This window comes from uncultured Psychromonas sp., assembly GCF_947489755.1.
Classification (GTDB): domain Bacteria; phylum Pseudomonadota; class Gammaproteobacteria; order Enterobacterales; family Psychromonadaceae; genus Psychromonas.
In genome coordinates, this window is record NZ_CANLFB010000006.1 from 54,853 (window position 1) to 70,549 (window position 15,697).

Consider the following 15,697-nt stretch of genomic DNA (forward strand, 5'->3'; position numbering starts at 1 on the left):
GAATAAGGTGTTGACTCTTCCTTTCCTCGTTAGGTTTACATTTAATATGGTAAACCTAACGTATTTAAAGTCATTAATTATGGCACTAGACGCCTAACAAAAGGCACTTTAACTAAAGCGATAGTTAATATTAATGACACGATCAATGTGATCGAGGTGATCATAGGAATAGCAATCCAATTACTTCCAAACAATGTATAAAACCCATTATTTAATTCGCGTACAGGAATTAATAAAAGTGGATGAATTAAATAAATGCCCAAACTATATGTGGAAATAAGTGTGATCAGCGTACGCAATTTGCCTTTTATTTTTTCTGCATAAGCTTGCGCTAATACAAATAACATTCCGCCAATAACGGCAGTATTTAAGGTTTTATATCCCATAAAGAATGAACTATATTCCTCTGTTTTATGTGCCAAAGACCAAGTCCCAAAGAAATTAAGTAGCAACATACCAACACCAGCCATCAGCCATAGATTTAATTGTGGTCGATTGTCTCGGTTAAATAAGTACCACCCCAAAACGAGATAACCGCTGTATAACACTAAATTTTGCTGTAAAAAGCTGCCCACTTTTAACCAATGCATAATAAATAAGATGGCCCAACTAAATAAGGCTAATTTAATATGATCAGGTGATGCTTTTTTTAATAATGGAATTAGAAATGGAATAACAAAATATAAGGGAATAAAGTCATAGAAAAACCATAAATGGTACCAAACAGGATCCACAGGCGCATTTTTTAAGACATCAATAGCAGTACCGCTCACCCATTGCCCAGTAAACACATCATCAACCATAAAACCGGCCACTAGCCCGTAAATAATAGTCCAGCCGATAAAAGGGATCACCACTTTACTTAAACGTTTAGTGAGGTAATGCTCGCACTGAAAAGCTCTTTCTGTAGAAAGCAATAATGCCCCACTAATTAACATAAAAACAGGCACCGCCCAGCGCGTTAAACTGTTCAAACCAGCGGCGGCAAGCCACTCCCCTTCTGGTATTTCCCCATATAAAAAACGAAATGGTCCCAATACATGAATAGTAATCACTGCTATCGCGGCGATAAAGCGTAAAAAATCTATATAAAATATCGATGTGCGCTTTGTTGACATACTAATAATCCAATTAACTTAATTAAAAATAGAGTACCTACTTGCTCCTAGGCTTGCAATGATAAGTGGTTAACCTCAGTTCCGGATAAGAAAAGCGATACAACACAACTATTTGAGCGAATTTCGTCGTTAAATTATTTCCCAATAACCAGTTATTACTTCAACAATTTGCCTTGAACTACGCACAACTAGCAGTACTGTATAATTAATTTTTATAACTATATGATTTAAAAAAACCTTTCGCTTACGTTAACCAGAATTGAGGTTAGTTAAGACAATATAACCTACTTGCAGTTCATTCCTTAAAATAATCTTACCGCAGTAAAATAATTTATCGCATTCATATATCTGCAACACATCAAAAAATGAAGTATTGCAGAAAGATGAAAAAACACGATAATGGGCGCAACTACCCCCTAACAAGTCACTGCTATTAAGCTTATGTTATTCAATTAAGTGTATATATGAGGCTATTAATTAATAGGCTTTAACCTGCCTCAAGGATTTATCTGTGATTATCACAAAGTACATTACACGTTCTCTTTTTTTCTTATTATCGATATCAACACACACGGTATTATTTGCAGCAGAAGAGATGATAAGTGATCTCCCTCAATCAGCATCAGATGATATTAGTAATACGTCAACTAAATTACCTATTGCTGAAAATAATGAGTTACAAAAAACACCTGAATATCAAGGGACAAATCAACAACTCCTCGAGCCACTACCAGAAACACTTACGATAGAGGTTAAGGCAGAAACAAAGGATATCGAAACAGAAGAAGCAGAGTACAAAACGGCATTCACAAACTCAGCTTGGGAACAGTTTGATGTGCCAGAAAGCTTTTATGACAATCCTTATAAAGTGTCTTTATTCAGCCCTAAGAATGGAGAAGATAGCGAACGATTATTATCACAAACAACGTCTATTTTTTATTATGGTTTAGGGGTTATTTCAGTACTTGCCGTTATGCCTGAATCTATCACCAATTGGAATGACGACGACGATGTAAGCTTAGCTCAGAAGTGGGTTGATCATGTATCAGAAGGCCCAGTATGGGACCGAGATGATGCCGTATTAAACTATATTATGCACCCTTACTTTGGTGGTGTTTACTACCAAGCAGCACGTAAATCAGGCTATCGTCAATGGGATTCATTTTTATACTCAGCGCTTATGTCTAGCGCATTTTGGGAATATGGCGTTGAAGCCTTTGCAGAAAAACCATCGATACAAGATTTAGTGGTTACGCCTGTATTAGGTTGGGTTTATGGTGAATGGGCTTTTAACACTGAACGCGAAATTTGGGCTGGCGGCGGCACGGTATGGGGAAATGAATATTTAGGTAATACCGCCCTATTTTTATTAGACCCTATCGATTCGATTGGGCGTAACTTTAACCGTTTATTTGGTAGAGATTTAATAAAAGCCGGTACAGGTTATATTACACTCTCAGATCAAGGCGATGATGCAAGAAGACCTAATGACAAACAGGTCATGTTTAAAATTAATTATTTGTTTGGCGAAGATAATAGCGCAGCTCAATCAGGTATTAGTGGTAAACGTAAACTAGGCTCTGGCTACTCATTTGCCAATTCAAGTGATCCGGTTAACTTCGGTATTGTTGGGTTAAGTTTAGGGTCGGGTTACCTTAACTACGATAATAAACGTAACCTCATCAATGAACAATATGCACAAGTTTCATTGGGTTTATATTTTTCTCCACGCTTTTCAGCGCGTTTAAATTATGGCTCAACAAAAATGATGCAAGCCTTCACAACACCTAATGAAACTTATGAAACGTTTAGTGTTGATGGCCAATATTACTTCAATACCAGTTCAAACTTACGCCCTTATATAACGGCTGGTTTAGGTGAAGAAATTTGGAATGAAGATGACGATCAATACAACTTTCAACTTAATACTGGTGTTGGCCTCCATTACCGTTTAAATGCAAACTGGGCAATACAAGCTGACTATGTTAACTATTTCACTACGCATGAAAGCAGTCATGATCAACAAATGACCGGCAAACTCGTCTATCGTTTTGGTGATGGCGAAACAATACAAGCTCAATAAATGTTGGACAATACCAATTATGCTGAATAAGTGAGCTAAATTTTGCGTAGGAAAAATGACTTAGTTTGAGGCGTAAATTAAGCTAAATGGTTGTTCCCTTTACGAAATTTACAACGAAGAAATAAGTTATTTTAACAAGTAAAATAGATTAGTTAATTAGCGTGATTGGTATAACAATATTAATAAAAAGGCCTATGATAACGTTTATCACAGGCCTTTTTTGCTTTTAAGCTACAGATTCTTTTAAACTATAGATGCTTTTAAACTAAAGATGATTTAAGTTACCGTTCAAATATCACACTTAGTCTTTCATTACGTCTACTAATGCTTCGGCAAGGTAACCAACTTGTGCTTGTTTTAAGCCTGCAATGTTAATTCTGCCATTTAACATACCGTATATTGCATGTTTTTCACGTAAAGCGATCATCTGCTCTGCTGTTAAGGGCAATAAAGAAAACATGCCTTTTTGCCTTGTCACGGCCTGCAAAGAAATAGGTGCATCCATTTCTAACAATAATTTGCCCAATGCTTTGCGTAAACCATTAATGCGTTCTCTACACACAGAGAGTTCCGCCAACCAAGGTTCAGGGTCTGAAAACAATAACGATGCGACAGCGGCACCGTGGTTTGGTGGCATAGAGTAATTTACACGTGTAATACGTTCTAATAAAGTACGTAAAGGAACATGTTGAGAGTGATCATTTGTTATCACCATCGCAACACCAGTACGTTCACAATATAACCCCATATTTTTTGAACAACTTGCCGCCACCAGCATAAAATCAACTTGCTCAACAAACAGCCTTAAACCTGCAGCATCTTCTTCAGGCCCATCACCAAAACCTTGATAGGCGATATCAATAAAAGGCACGACTTTTTTAGCAAGACAGAAATCAATAAATTGTTGCCATTGCGATAATGATGGATCTACACCGGAAGGATTATGACAACTGCCGTGTAACAATAAAATATCGCCTTCTTTCGCTTGCGCGAGATCTTCAAAACACGCGTCTATATCTAAAACGCCTCCAACATGCTGCCAACGGAATGGTTCAACCTTGAGGCCAGCCCCTTCCATAATTGGACGATGATTAAGATAACCAGGGTTGGTATTCCAAATCACAGCATCCGGTGATAACGTCGCAACAAAGTCGGCAATCACTCTTAAAGCACCTGAACCACCCACGGTTTGAATAGTACATTGATCAGAAAAGCGTTTGCTTTCGCCTAATAAAAATTTGGCCATGTGGTCATTAAACTCAAGGTTTCCTGACAACATTTTATAAGACTTTGATTCGGCTGCTGCCGCTAACTTTTGTTCTGCTTTCTGTACCTGTTGCATCACAGGTGTTTGACCTGTTTCATCACGATACACACCTACTAACATATCAATCTTATGGTCCCGTTGGTCTGCATTACATTGATGTAACAACGCCCAAAGAGGGTCACCTTGAACAACAGGTAAATTTTCTAACATATATTGCATTTCCTTAGATAAATATAATTTATATAAACCACACTGATAACGATGATATTAACCAGCTACCTCTTTATTCATGAGATCACAGGTTTAATGCCATAGCGATTAACACCGATGAGATAAAATAACGCCTAAGATAGTCACCCCTATCCCACCAATAATAAGTAGTGATAGAGATTCTCCAAATATTGGTACTGCTAAAAAAGCCGTTATTACAGGTGAAATTGAGCCTAATAATGATGCACGGCTAGCGCCCAGCTGGTTGATCGCATAAGAAAAGCAGACAGTGGCGACCACTCCGATACAAAGGCCTTGAATTACAATAAAGGGTAAAGCTTGCTGAAACGAAAAATGGCCAATTTCACTTTCTACCATACCAGAGCTAATCAATATCAGCATAATAAAACCTGACAGATAAGACAAAATAATCACCACAATAACCGGCTTCAGGTTAAGGCGTTTTAAGGTGATGGCAAAAATAGCCCAACATGCACTCGCAGCAAATAAAAAACTTATACCTATTAACGTTTGTTTAGAAAATGACTGATTTTCATTCAGCAACATAATCAGCACGCCAGCTAATATTAATAACAATGCTAACAAACGCTTTTTAGAAAGAAACTCAGCAAAGAAAATGGCCGAAATAATGGCAACAAAAATGCCCGGCGTCCCTGCAAGTATTGTCCCTACATATGCAGTAGGTACATTTTTAGCGCCTAATGCAGCAAGAAAAACAAAAGGAATACCGCCTAGTAAAATAAGAGCTAGATCAATAACTTTGAGCGTTTTAATCATTTTAAAATGGGCAACAGCCCAAGGTGCTAATAATATTGCCGGCACCATAAAACGCAATAATGCAACATCGGCAATGCTTAGATTTGATCCCTCTATGGTGCGAATCGATAAAGCAAAGCTAGACCAAATAAGAAGTACTAAGGTCATCGCCAAATAGCCTAAGACCTTGGAGGAAAATAATGGTCTATGCATTTTTTTGATATGGACACGCTGAGTATTAAGCATAACTGCTACACCCTGTTAAAATTTAATGAACCTATTATTCATCAAAAGTAGCGCCCTTATCACTCAAATAAGTCTTAATTAAAATAAAATTTGGTTTAAAAAGTTAATAATATATAGTTATACGCATTAAAACACCAAACGAGACAGCCATGGATAAAATAGACCGTAATATATTGACCCTATTACAAAAAGAAGGCCGCATCTCCATCGCAGATCTAGCTGATAAAGTGAACCTATCTCCTTCACCTTGTGCAAGGCGTTTAAAGCGTTTAGAAGAGGATGGTTATATAGAAGACTACCAAGCTAATTTGAATAAAACGAAGGTTGGAATCAACATGACTTTTTTTGTAGAAGTCAGTTTAAACCGTCATCAAGAAAAGGCGCTGGAAGAATTTGAAATAACGTTATTGGAGATGAAAGAGGTGGTGAATGCACATATTGTTTCGGGTGCCTTTGATTACTTAATTGAAGTGGTTACCCATGACTTACCCGGATATGAAGCCTTTACCACTAAACTCCATAAGATAAACAGCGTTAAAGATATTCACACGCATTTGTCAGTAAGGCAGTTGAATACTCAACGTACCTTACCTATCTATAAATAACCTGAGAATAACGCTAATTCAGGATAGTTGATGATTGTTAACGAAGTTTGTGAATGTTTTAGTTAAGTTTGTGACAAATTCTATTTTATAAAAAATAATATTTAAAAAGAGCCTCTTTCTGGTCGACTTTTTAGTTTCAAATTAGTATCGCAGTGAAACTAACTACGGGAGCAAAGTCGCTTTCGCCCCAAAATCGATCTAGAAAGCTAAGTCGAAAACGTTCCCAAAACGAAATAGAATTCTAAATATCAACCACCCCATAGCTAGTTAGAAAACAATAAATTAGTGACTACATATATTTATGTCATTTATATCAATAAAGTATATGTATTGATGGAAGCGCCCTCACATAACAACCTGAATAATTGAGATATTGTATTACCTATAAGTTTAGTCGCTAAAGGTAACAATATGACACATATAGTAAAGGTAAAGCTCAGTAACTTTAAGAAGTTCAAGACATTTGAAATTTACCTAGATCCTCGTATTAATACGCTAATAGGTGATAATGAAGCAGGTAAAAGTACGATTTTAGCTGCTATTGAACTTGTACTAAGTGGTAGTAAAAGCAAAGTAGAAAGCTTAGGTGTTGAAGCTCTACTGAATGCGGGGGTTGTAGCTGAATTTTTAGCTGGCAATAAGGTCATTGAAAACTTACCAACCTTGCATATAGAACTGCACTTAAGTGAAGCTGGTAAGCCAGAACTTAACGGCAGAGTAAATAGTGACGGTTTAGCTAACGACGGACTTCAGCTAATTATTGAACCAAATGAGGACTTAAGCGCGGAGATTCAACTGGCTATTGAAGCAGAAGGGAATAACTTTCCATTTGAATTTTACGTAGCTAAATTTTCAACGTTCAGCGGCGACGCATATTCAGGCTATCGTAAATTTTTGAGGTTCCTCTCATTAGACAGTACGCAAATCAATAGTGAATACGCTAATAACCAATATATAAGAGCAATGTACGAGGCAACAGTAGAGCAACCTCAGCGTTATAGCTTGCAGAATGAGTACAGACTACAAAAAAATAATTTTAGAGATACTAAGTTAAACGTAATCAATGATGACTTAGAAGACTATGATTTTGCTATTCGTTCTGGATCTAAGTTCAATTTAGAAACTGACTTAACGCTCACTGAGGAGGGAATTCCAATTGAGAATAGAGGTAAAGGCAAACAGTGCTTTATAAAAACAGCGTTTGCACTTAGGGAGAGGGAACAGAATAAGTCTCTTGATGTACTACTCCTAGAAGAACCAGAAAATCATCTAAGCCATACAAGCATGAATAAATTAATAAATCAGATAGAAAAGGCTCACAATAATCAGGTTATTATTGCTACCCATAGCAGCTTAATAAGCTCAAGATTAGATCTTAGAAAATCCATTTTACTAAATAGTTCAGCAAGCGTACCTGCGATGCTAAATGACCTTACAAATGAAACATCAAAATTTTTCATGAAGGCCCCCAACCATAATATATTGGAGCTTGTGCTTTCTGAAAAGGTTATTTTAGTTGAGGGTGATGCAGAGTATATCCTCATGGAAAGATTGTATGAGATTGTTAAAGGTCACTCTGCTTCTCAAGACGGAATTCACATCATATCTGTTGGTGGTACTAGCTTTAAGCGTTATATGGAGTTGTCAAAATTACTCAATATTAGAACAGCAGTAATTCGTGATAATGACAAAGATTACCAAAACCACTGTATAGGTAATTATCAAGATTATATTACTGATTGCATTGCAGTATACGCAGATTTAGATAATGGGAGATATACTTTTGAAGTCTGTATGTATGGGGATAATAAAGTGTTATGTGACAAATTATTCTCTGGCGGCCGAATACAATTAGACCCACAAGAATACATGCTAAAGAATAAAACTAAAGCTGCGTTCAATTTGCTAGAAGAACAACATAATGACCTGATAGTACCAGTGTATATTCGAGAGGCTATAGAATGGATAAGCGCGTAGTACTTGCAGTAGCGGGATCGGGAAAAACTCAGCATATTATTGACAAATTAAATGAAGATAGTCGTGCGCTAATTGTTACCTATACAGTCAATAATGCTGCAAACATTAAAAAACGGATTTTGAAGAAATTTAGACATATACCTGATGGTGTTCGGATCTATACCTACTTTTCTTTTTTGATGTCATTTTGTGTTCGCCCAATAGTGGGTAATGATATAAAAATTAGAGGGGTTAGTTACTCTGAGCCTTCCAAATATGCAAAACGCAATACACTTGCTCACTACATCAATAAAGGTGGGAAGATCTATCATAATCGAATGGCAAAAATGATGATGGATTTAGAAGGTGTCTCAGATATATCTGAGCGCATTGAAAAATACTTTGATTTTTTCTGCGTGGATGAAGTCCAAGACTTTGCTGCAAATGATTTTAACCTGCTTTGTGCTTTGTCGCCTACTAGGGTTGAAATCCTTATGGTTGGAGACTTCTACCAGCATACTTTTGATACTAGTCGAGATGGAAGCACGCAAGGCAACTTACATAAAAAGGGACTTGATAAGTACCTAGATCAACTAAAAAAATCTGGATATACGATTGATTGTGAGGCTTTGTCACATAGCTATAGATGTAGCCCATCCGTATGCCAATTTGTTAGAGATAGCATAGGTATACCGATTGAATCTCATCGAGATGATGAAGTAAAAATTCAATATGTTGATGCTAGGGAGCAGGTAAATATACTGCAAAAAGATGATGCTATTGTTAAGCTTTTTTATCAGAAAAGCAGTACTTACTTAGGGTGGACTGACAATTGGGGGAACACGAAAGGGCTAGATGACTTTGAAGATGTTTGTATCGTTCTTAACCCTCAAACTTTAAAAGCATATGAAAAAAGTGAGTTAAATACCTTGGCTGCATCGACGGCTAATAAATTGTATGTAGCTTGCACCAGAGCAAAAGGAAACTTGTATTTTGTTCCTGAGAAAATGTTATCTGCATTTAAGCGATAATTGGCCCTGAGAGGTTAGTAGTACAGTGATTTCGGCCAACAGAGAATAACTAATAATCTTTCCTAGGGGCCTTTGTGCCCCATTTCGCCTTAGAACTATAAATTCTATAGCCTACCTTTCTCACATCAACAGTTTTACTTGAGCTATGAAAAGAGCCAACTCTCAGTGACTCGTTAGCATCACCTACTTTGTCACAAACTTAATTCAAGATTAAGACTTTCTGAGGTCAGAAAGCCTTTGTCACAAACTTACTTAGCAGTCATCAATAGTTCTAATTCAAAGACAATAATATTTACTGATAACTGTTGAGTATTTCGGCTAGTGCTTGTTTACGTTGATCATCACAGAAACTAGCAGTAATGCTGTTCTCAACCAGTTTAATCATTTGTGCTTGAGTCATATCTAATGATTGAATTAATGCTTCAAAGTTTTCAGTCATGTAACCACCAAAATACGAGGGGTCGTCAGAATTTACAGCGACACAAATGCCTAAGCTTAATAAATCTAAAATATTATGTTGGTTCATATCATCAAACACTTTTAATTTAGTATTTGATAGTGGGCAAACGGTTAGGGGTATTTGGCTTTCTTGTAAATAAGTAATTAAAGCAGGGTCATGAATCGCATTCACGCCGTGGTCCACTCGTGATACTTTTAAATCCTTAATCGCTGTCCAGATATATTCGGCAGGCCCTTCTTCACCGGCATGTGCAACCGTTAATAAACCTAACTCACGTGCTTTAGCAAAAACACGGCTAAATTTTTCAGGCGGATGACCTAACTCAGAGCTATCTAACCCGACGCCTTTTAGTTTATCTAAATGTTCCATCGCCAGTGTTAACGTTGAAAAAGCACTTTCTTCATCTAAATGACGTAAAAAACACATGATCAATTCACTACTAATACCTAGCTTTTCTTCACCATCTTTTAACGCACGGTCAATTCCATTGATCACAGTAGCAAAGCTAACACCACGTTCAGTATGTGTTTGTGGGTCAAAAAAGGGTTCAACATGAAGTACATTTTGTTCCTTACACTTGACTAAATAAGCCCATGTTAAATCATAAAAGTCTTGTTCAGTGACTAAGACGTTTGCCGCTTGATAATAAATATCTAAAAAGTCTTGTAACTGAGTAAATTGAAAGGCTTGTTTTACTTCTTCTACACTTTGATAAGGCAATGTGACTTGATTACGAATGGCTAAATCAAATAACATTTGTGGTTCTAAACTCCCTTCTAAATGTAAATGTAACTCTACTTTGGGTAGTTTAGCTAACCAGCTTAACAATGCGAGGGAGACTTCTGGAGAGCAGTCTGAATTTGATGTTGCATGCCGCATAATGTTCTCTGTTAATTTTACACTGTGCCAGCATAACTAATTTTTTCTTGATAAAAATAAAAAAGTGAAATTATTTAACTTATTTAACTTATTTAACAAAACGAAGCAGGATATAAACCTTAAGTAATTTAATTAAAGCTTGTTTTATAAGCACTAACCATTATGATCACAGGATTAAAGCCCCCTTCCTAGTTCGACATAAGACCTGTCATAAAAAGCAATAAAAATTAAGGACATAACATGTATAAATTCTTTGAAAATTTAGTGCCTGCACTAGATGATCAAGAACCAACTCAACCGCCTAAAACGCTAGTGGCTTTTTGTATGCATTATACAAAAGGTTATAAAAAAGCGCTTTTTGCTATGACACTATTAACCGCTTTATTAGCGATTTTAGAAGTGTCGTTATTTGGTTTTATGGGACAATTAGTGGATTGGTTAATCACTAAAAATCCAGAAACCCTATTACAAGATGAAGGCCAAAAGTTATTAATTATGTCAGTGATTGTATTGGTCTTAATTCCTTTATTAATACTGCTGCATTCTTTAATTGTTCACCAAATATTACTCGGTAATTATCCGATGTCGATACGTTGGTTTGCGCACCGTTATTTATTAAAACAAAGTGTTTCTTTTTATCAAGATGACTTTGCCGGACGTATTGCAACCAAAGTCATGCAAACCGCATTAGCCGTGCGTGAAACGGTAATGAAACTATTAAATGTCATGGTTTATATTCTCGTTTATTTAATATCGATGCTTGTCATGGTGGCACAGGCTGATTACCGCTTAGCGATTCCGATGTTAGTCTGGTTGGTGATATATACTTGTATTCAATACTATTTCATTCCCAAGTTAAAAAAAGTAGCCGCAGAACAAGCCGATGCCCGCTCAACGATGACCGGCCGTATTGTGGATAGCTACACCAATATTTCAACCGTTAAATTATTTGCACATACTGACTCAGAATCAGCTTATGCCAAACAGGGCATGACTGGTTTTTTAGATACAGTTTATCGACAAATGCGCTTAGCAACGGGTATTAATATTTGCGTGCAAATCTCAAATTACACCTTAGCCTTTGCCATCACAGCGTTATCAATATCGTTATGGATGCAAAGTGCAATCACGGTGGGAGCGATTGCTGTCGCGATCAGTTTAGCACTGCGTTTAAATGGCATGTCACAATGGATCATGTATGAACTAAGTGCCCTATTTGAAAATATTGGTACGGTAACAGACGGGATGAACACCCTTGCTAAGCCTAATATTATTAAAGATAAAGAAGATGCCAAACCATTAGTCGTCTCTGCAGGTAATATCTACTTTAAACAAATGAGTTTCCATTACGGTGAAAATAAAGGCGTCATTGAAAACTTTGAATTGAACATTAAAGCCGGTGAAAAGATTGGCTTAGTGGGTCGTTCTGGCGCAGGTAAATCAACCTTAGTGAATCTATTATTACGCTTCTACGATGTTGAAAAAGGCCAAATTATTATTGATGGTCAAGATATCAAAGCAGTACAACAAGAAAGTTTACGTTTGCAAATAGGCATGGTGACGCAAGATACTTCATTGTTACATCGATCTATCCGTGAAAACATTCTTTACGGACGCCCTGATGCAACGGAAGAGGAAATGATCAATGCAACGAAGCAAGCGCAGGCACATGATTTCATTTCAACCTTAACAGACAATGAAGGTAATGTTGGATACGACGCGCAAGTTGGCGAACGTGGCGTGAAACTTTCAGGTGGTCAACGTCAACGTATTGCGATCTCTCGTGTACTATTAAAAGATGCGCCCATTCTAGTGTTAGATGAAGCTACATCAGCCTTAGACTCTGAAGTTGAAGCCGCGATTCAAGAAAGCTTATATGAATTGATGCAAGGTAAAACGGTGATTGCCATTGCCCATCGTTTATCGACTATTGCAGCCATGGATCGTTTAATAGTATTAGATAAAGGTAATATTATTGAGCAAGGTAGCCACCAAGAATTAATTGCTAAAAATGGTGTTTACGCTCAATTATGGGCACATCAAACAGGTGGTTTTTTAGGGAGTGAATAGTCTTTTAAGCGTTAAAGTTACTTTTTAGAACATCAATAAAAACTAACTTGCTGACGATAAACTTTCGATAAACTTTCTATAACAACACAAAAAATACAATTTAATGTTTGATTGCGCTTTTAACAGAACTTGTTATGATTTGCCGCAATGATAGTCGGGGAGCCATTGGCTGAGAACGATGTAATATCAATATTAATTGATAAAGCATCGATACCCGTTGAACCTGATACAGTTAACACTGACGCAGGGAACTATGTAAAAACCATTCCAGTGGCATTCCTCTGCTTTTTTTTGGTTAACATAAGTTTCGCTCGCGTTTATAACGGAGCCATTATGTCTGACCTTACACCTAACGCTATTTGTACATCGACTTGCACTCCAATAGTATTGACTATTGCTGGTTCTGACAGCAGTGGTGGTGCAGGCATTCAAGCCGATATCAAAGCTATTTCAGCAACAGGCAGTTACGCTTGTTCCGCAATCACTGCTATTACTGCACAAAATACACTTGGCGTATCCGCTATATTTCCGATTCCGCTTGAACATGTTGAAAAGCAATTAGACGCTGTATTTAGTGACCTCAATATTGTTGCAGTAAAAGTAGGCATGTTAGCTGATTGCGACATTATCAAAGTGGTTGCTAAAAAACTCAAGCAATACAAACCAGCCTTTTTAGTCATCGACCCCGTAATGGTAACAACCAATGGCGATCTACTATTAGAAAAAGTAGCCATTCAAACCTTAAAAACAGAATTACTGCCAATGGCTGATTTAATCACGCCAAACTTGCCTGAAGGGGCGGCGTTAATTGATAGTCAGCTTCCCACTAGCGAACAAGAAATGCAGACAATGATTGACGCATTACGCTTATTAGGTGCAAAAGCAGTCTTATTAAAAGGTGGGCATTTAGAACAAGACGAAAACAGTAATGATTTATTAATTTTACCGAATTCAGTACAGCAACTTACAGCAAAACGCGTTGAGACTAATAACAATCACGGCACAGGCTGCACCTTATCTTCAGCCATCGCCTCTTATCTCGCTCAAGGTAATGAACTGACAACAGCAGTGCAACTAGGTAAAAATTATATTACGCAAGCACTACAACATGCCGACCAACTTAAAATTGGTAAAGGTCGCGGCCCTGTTGACCATTTTTACAAGCTGAATCGATAGATGTTAAGCATGACCAATAAGCATTCGTCGAAGCAAGTAGTGCCAAAGCAAGCAGTATCGAAGCAAGCAGCATCTAAGCAAACAATGCCAAAGGAATCAGTCTCAAAGCAATCAGTATCAAAGCAAGCAATATCGAATGAAATAAATGCACCGAGTATTGATATTAAAGATGCAAGCTTACGTTATCACCATAGTGAACAGTATGTACTGTCATCGTTGAGCATGCACTTTCCTGCTGCACAATGGACCTGTATTTTAGGGCGAAGTGGTTGCGGTAAAAGCTCCCTATTACGTTATCTCGCTAATTTATTGGTTGATAAAGTAGCATGGTCAGGACAACTATCCACCAGCACCAACCTACCTTTGCAAAACCAAATCGCTTATATGGCTCAGCAAGATTTATTAATGCCATGGTTATCGGTATTAGATAACGTTCTGTTAAGTGAAAAGCTCAGTAACAAAAGTCACAAGACTGATAGACAACAAAAATCACTACACATTGCAAAAGCACAACAGCTATTAGAGCAAGTAGGCCTGTCCGATAAAACACATTATTTACCGCAGCAATTATCTGGTGGTATGCGTCAACGAGTTGCACTAGCGAGAACCTTAATGCAAAACAAACCAGTGGTATTGATGGACGAACCTTTTTCAGCATTAGATGCAGTCACTCGCTATCGTTTACAAAACCTAGCCCATCAATTATTAAAAGATAAAACGGTGGTGTTGATTACTCACGATCCACAGGAAGCGATTCGCTTAGCTAATCAACTGTACATTATGCAAGGTCAACCTGCCTTTGCAGAATCATTAACAGTGCCAGATAGCCAGATACCAAGATCCTTTGATACTCAAAGTGCCAGCTTGCAACAACAAATTCTGGATCGATTGGAGCAAGATTATGAGTAATTTACCTCCCATGATTAACCTAGCTAAACCGATTAAAAGTAAGGACAAAACCCTACATCCAGTATTACGTTCGTTACTTACTTTTGCAGTAATTATTGCAATTTGGCAAGCCGTTGTGATCGTATTTAAATTACCTGCTTTCATTCTGCCTGAGCCTTTATCTGTGTTCGAACGTTTGATTGCACGCTATGACGTTTTATTAAGACATAGTTGGGTGACCACTCAAGAGATCATACTCGGCTTATTATTAGGCTTATCTATGGGCTTATGTTTTGCCTTGCAGATGTTGTTATTTAAACCAATCAAACGTTGGTTATTGCCGATTTTAATTACTAGCCAAGCGATCCCCGTTTTTGCCATCGCACCTATTTTGATGATCTGGTTAGGTTATGGCATTGCTTCAAAAATAGTCATGGCTGCGATGATCATCTTTTTCCCTGTTACAACTTGTTGTTATGACGGGTTAAAAAACACACCTACGGGTTATCTCGACTTAGCTAAGACCATGAATGCGAGTAAATGGAAGATGTTACGCCATATTCAACTGCCAGCGTCATTACCTACTTTGGCCTCTGGTATTCGTGTCGCTGTGGTTATTGCACCGATTGGCGCCGTTGCTGGTGAATGGGTTGGCTCAAGTGAAGGCTTGGGTTATTTAATGCTGCAAGCTAATGCTCGTATGTTAATAGATGAAATGTTTGCTGCTTTATTCATTCTGTCTACGATTTCAGTCGGCTTATATTTCATCACCGATAAGTTATTAAAAAAACTGATCCCATGGGAGGCCTAAAAACGCGTTTTCTATTATTCAAAATAGCAAATTAAAGTAGCAAAAATGAGTACCCGTTTGTGCTCAACTAAAGCTCAACCATATTAATTTATAAACAATGCACACTCTTTAAATACAATA

The 15,697-nt window shown here is 37.3% G+C and carries 12 protein-coding genes and 1 riboswitch; of the genes, 8 read left to right on the top strand and 4 right to left on the bottom strand.

Annotated features, from left to right (window positions below; genetic code table 11):
• Window positions 1-77: 77 nt before the first annotated feature.
• The gene (locus Q0794_RS04940; RefSeq protein WP_298940606.1) at window positions 78-1,118 is read right to left on the bottom strand and encodes an acyltransferase family protein; all 1,041 of its coding nucleotides are present in this window, start codon (window positions 1,116-1,118) and stop codon (window positions 78-80) included.
• A gap of 511 nt (window positions 1,119-1,629) precedes the next feature.
• Here Q0794_RS04940 and Q0794_RS04945 point away from each other — a divergent pair.
• Window positions 1,630-3,201 carry a DUF3943 domain-containing protein gene (locus Q0794_RS04945; RefSeq protein WP_298940608.1) on the top strand — a complete coding sequence of 524 codons (1,572 nt, stop codon included), beginning with the start codon at window positions 1,630-1,632 and terminating at the stop codon, window positions 3,199-3,201.
• 301 nt (window positions 3,202-3,502) lie between these two features.
• On the opposite strand, the gene Q0794_RS04950 is transcribed toward Q0794_RS04945, so the two are convergent.
• Both Q0794_RS04950 and Q0794_RS04955 read right to left on the bottom strand, forming a co-directional pair.
• The gene (locus Q0794_RS04950; protein WP_298940609.1) at window positions 3,503-4,678 is read right to left on the bottom strand and encodes an aromatic amino acid transaminase; all 1,176 of its coding nucleotides are present in this window, start codon (window positions 4,676-4,678) and stop codon (window positions 3,503-3,505) included.
• Window positions 4,679-4,786: 108 nt separating this feature from the next.
• Complete coding sequence (locus Q0794_RS04955) at window positions 4,787-5,701, bottom strand: DMT family transporter (RefSeq protein WP_298940610.1); 915 nt, start codon at window positions 5,699-5,701, stop codon at window positions 4,787-4,789.
• Between the two features lie 149 nt (window positions 5,702-5,850).
• On the opposite strand from Q0794_RS04955, the gene Q0794_RS04960 reads away from it, so the two are divergent.
• The 3 genes from Q0794_RS04960 (at window position 5,851) to Q0794_RS04970 (ending at window position 9,293) form a co-directional block, all read left to right on the top strand.
• A complete protein-coding gene (locus Q0794_RS04960) occupies window positions 5,851-6,306 on the top strand; it encodes an Lrp/AsnC family transcriptional regulator (RefSeq protein WP_298940611.1) in 456 nt (151 codons plus the stop codon).
• 411 nt (window positions 6,307-6,717) lie between these two features.
• Window positions 6,718-8,283 carry an AAA family ATPase gene (locus tag Q0794_RS04965; protein ID WP_298940613.1) on the top strand — a complete coding sequence of 522 codons (1,566 nt, stop codon included), beginning with the start codon at window positions 6,718-6,720 and terminating at the stop codon, window positions 8,281-8,283.
• Window positions 8,268-9,293 (top strand): AAA family ATPase, encoded by a 1,026-nt coding sequence (locus Q0794_RS04970; RefSeq protein ID WP_298940614.1) that lies wholly within the window; start codon window positions 8,268-8,270, stop codon window positions 9,291-9,293. Before Q0794_RS04965 ends, Q0794_RS04970 begins: the two co-directional genes overlap by 16 nt.
• Before the next feature lie 292 nt (window positions 9,294-9,585).
• On the opposite strand, the gene Q0794_RS04975 is transcribed toward Q0794_RS04970, so the two are convergent.
• Window positions 9,586-10,632 carry an adenosine deaminase gene (locus Q0794_RS04975; RefSeq protein WP_298940615.1) on the bottom strand — a complete coding sequence of 349 codons (1,047 nt, stop codon included), beginning with the start codon at window positions 10,630-10,632 and terminating at the stop codon, window positions 9,586-9,588.
• 240 nt (window positions 10,633-10,872) lie between these two features.
• On the opposite strand from Q0794_RS04975, the gene Q0794_RS04980 reads away from it, so the two are divergent.
• The 4 genes from Q0794_RS04980 to Q0794_RS04995 all read left to right on the top strand — a co-directional run bounded on the left by Q0794_RS04980 (window position 10,873) and on the right by Q0794_RS04995 (window position 15,577).
• Window positions 10,873-12,702, top strand: coding sequence for an ABC transporter ATP-binding protein (locus Q0794_RS04980; RefSeq protein ID WP_298940616.1), 1,830 nt, complete (start codon window positions 10,873-10,875; stop codon window positions 12,700-12,702).
• 145 nt (window positions 12,703-12,847) lie between these two features.
• A riboswitch (TPP riboswitch) is annotated at window positions 12,848-12,969 on the top strand.
• Between the two features lie 66 nt (window positions 12,970-13,035).
• On the top strand, window positions 13,036-13,878 hold the full coding sequence (gene thiD, locus Q0794_RS04985; RefSeq protein WP_298940617.1) for a bifunctional hydroxymethylpyrimidine kinase/phosphomethylpyrimidine kinase: 843 nt from the start codon (window positions 13,036-13,038) through the stop codon (window positions 13,876-13,878).
• A 9-nt stretch (window positions 13,879-13,887) separates the two neighbouring features.
• Window positions 13,888-14,787: an ABC transporter ATP-binding protein gene (locus Q0794_RS04990; protein WP_298940618.1), complete on the top strand. Its 900-nt coding sequence runs from the start codon at window positions 13,888-13,890 to the stop codon at window positions 14,785-14,787.
• The gene (locus Q0794_RS04995) at window positions 14,780-15,577 is read left to right on the top strand and encodes an ABC transporter permease (protein WP_298940619.1); all 798 of its coding nucleotides are present in this window, start codon (window positions 14,780-14,782) and stop codon (window positions 15,575-15,577) included. Before Q0794_RS04990 ends, Q0794_RS04995 begins: the two co-directional genes overlap by 8 nt.
• Window positions 15,578-15,697 lie beyond the last annotated feature (120 nt).

What these genes read in the sequence shown, in the direction of transcription:
- Q0794_RS04960 (WP_298940611.1), top strand. Translation starts at nt 5,851, where the DNA reads ATGGATAAAATAGACCGTAATATATTGACCCTATTACAAAAAGAAGGC.
- thiD (WP_298940617.1), top strand. Translation starts at nt 13,036, where the DNA reads ATGTCTGACCTTACACCTAACGCTATTTGTACATCGACTTGCACTCCA.
- Q0794_RS04955 (WP_298940610.1), bottom strand. Translation starts at nt 5,701, where the DNA reads ATGCTTAATACTCAGCGTGTCCATATCAAAAAAATGCATAGACCATTA.
- Q0794_RS04970 (WP_298940614.1), top strand. Translation starts at nt 8,268, where the DNA reads ATGGATAAGCGCGTAGTACTTGCAGTAGCGGGATCGGGAAAAACTCAG.
- Q0794_RS04980 (WP_298940616.1), top strand. Translation starts at nt 10,873, where the DNA reads ATGTATAAATTCTTTGAAAATTTAGTGCCTGCACTAGATGATCAAGAA.
- Q0794_RS04940 (WP_298940606.1), bottom strand. Translation starts at nt 1,118, where the DNA reads ATGTCAACAAAGCGCACATCGATATTTTATATAGATTTTTTACGCTTT.
- Q0794_RS04990 (WP_298940618.1), top strand. Translation starts at nt 13,888, where the DNA reads ATGACCAATAAGCATTCGTCGAAGCAAGTAGTGCCAAAGCAAGCAGTA.
- Q0794_RS04965 (WP_298940613.1), top strand. Translation starts at nt 6,718, where the DNA reads ATGACACATATAGTAAAGGTAAAGCTCAGTAACTTTAAGAAGTTCAAG.
- Q0794_RS04950 (WP_298940609.1), bottom strand. Translation starts at nt 4,678, where the DNA reads ATGTTAGAAAATTTACCTGTTGTTCAAGGTGACCCTCTTTGGGCGTTG.
- Q0794_RS04975 (WP_298940615.1), bottom strand. Translation starts at nt 10,632, where the DNA reads ATGCGGCATGCAACATCAAATTCAGACTGCTCTCCAGAAGTCTCCCTC.
- Q0794_RS04995 (WP_298940619.1), top strand. Translation starts at nt 14,780, where the DNA reads ATGAGTAATTTACCTCCCATGATTAACCTAGCTAAACCGATTAAAAGT.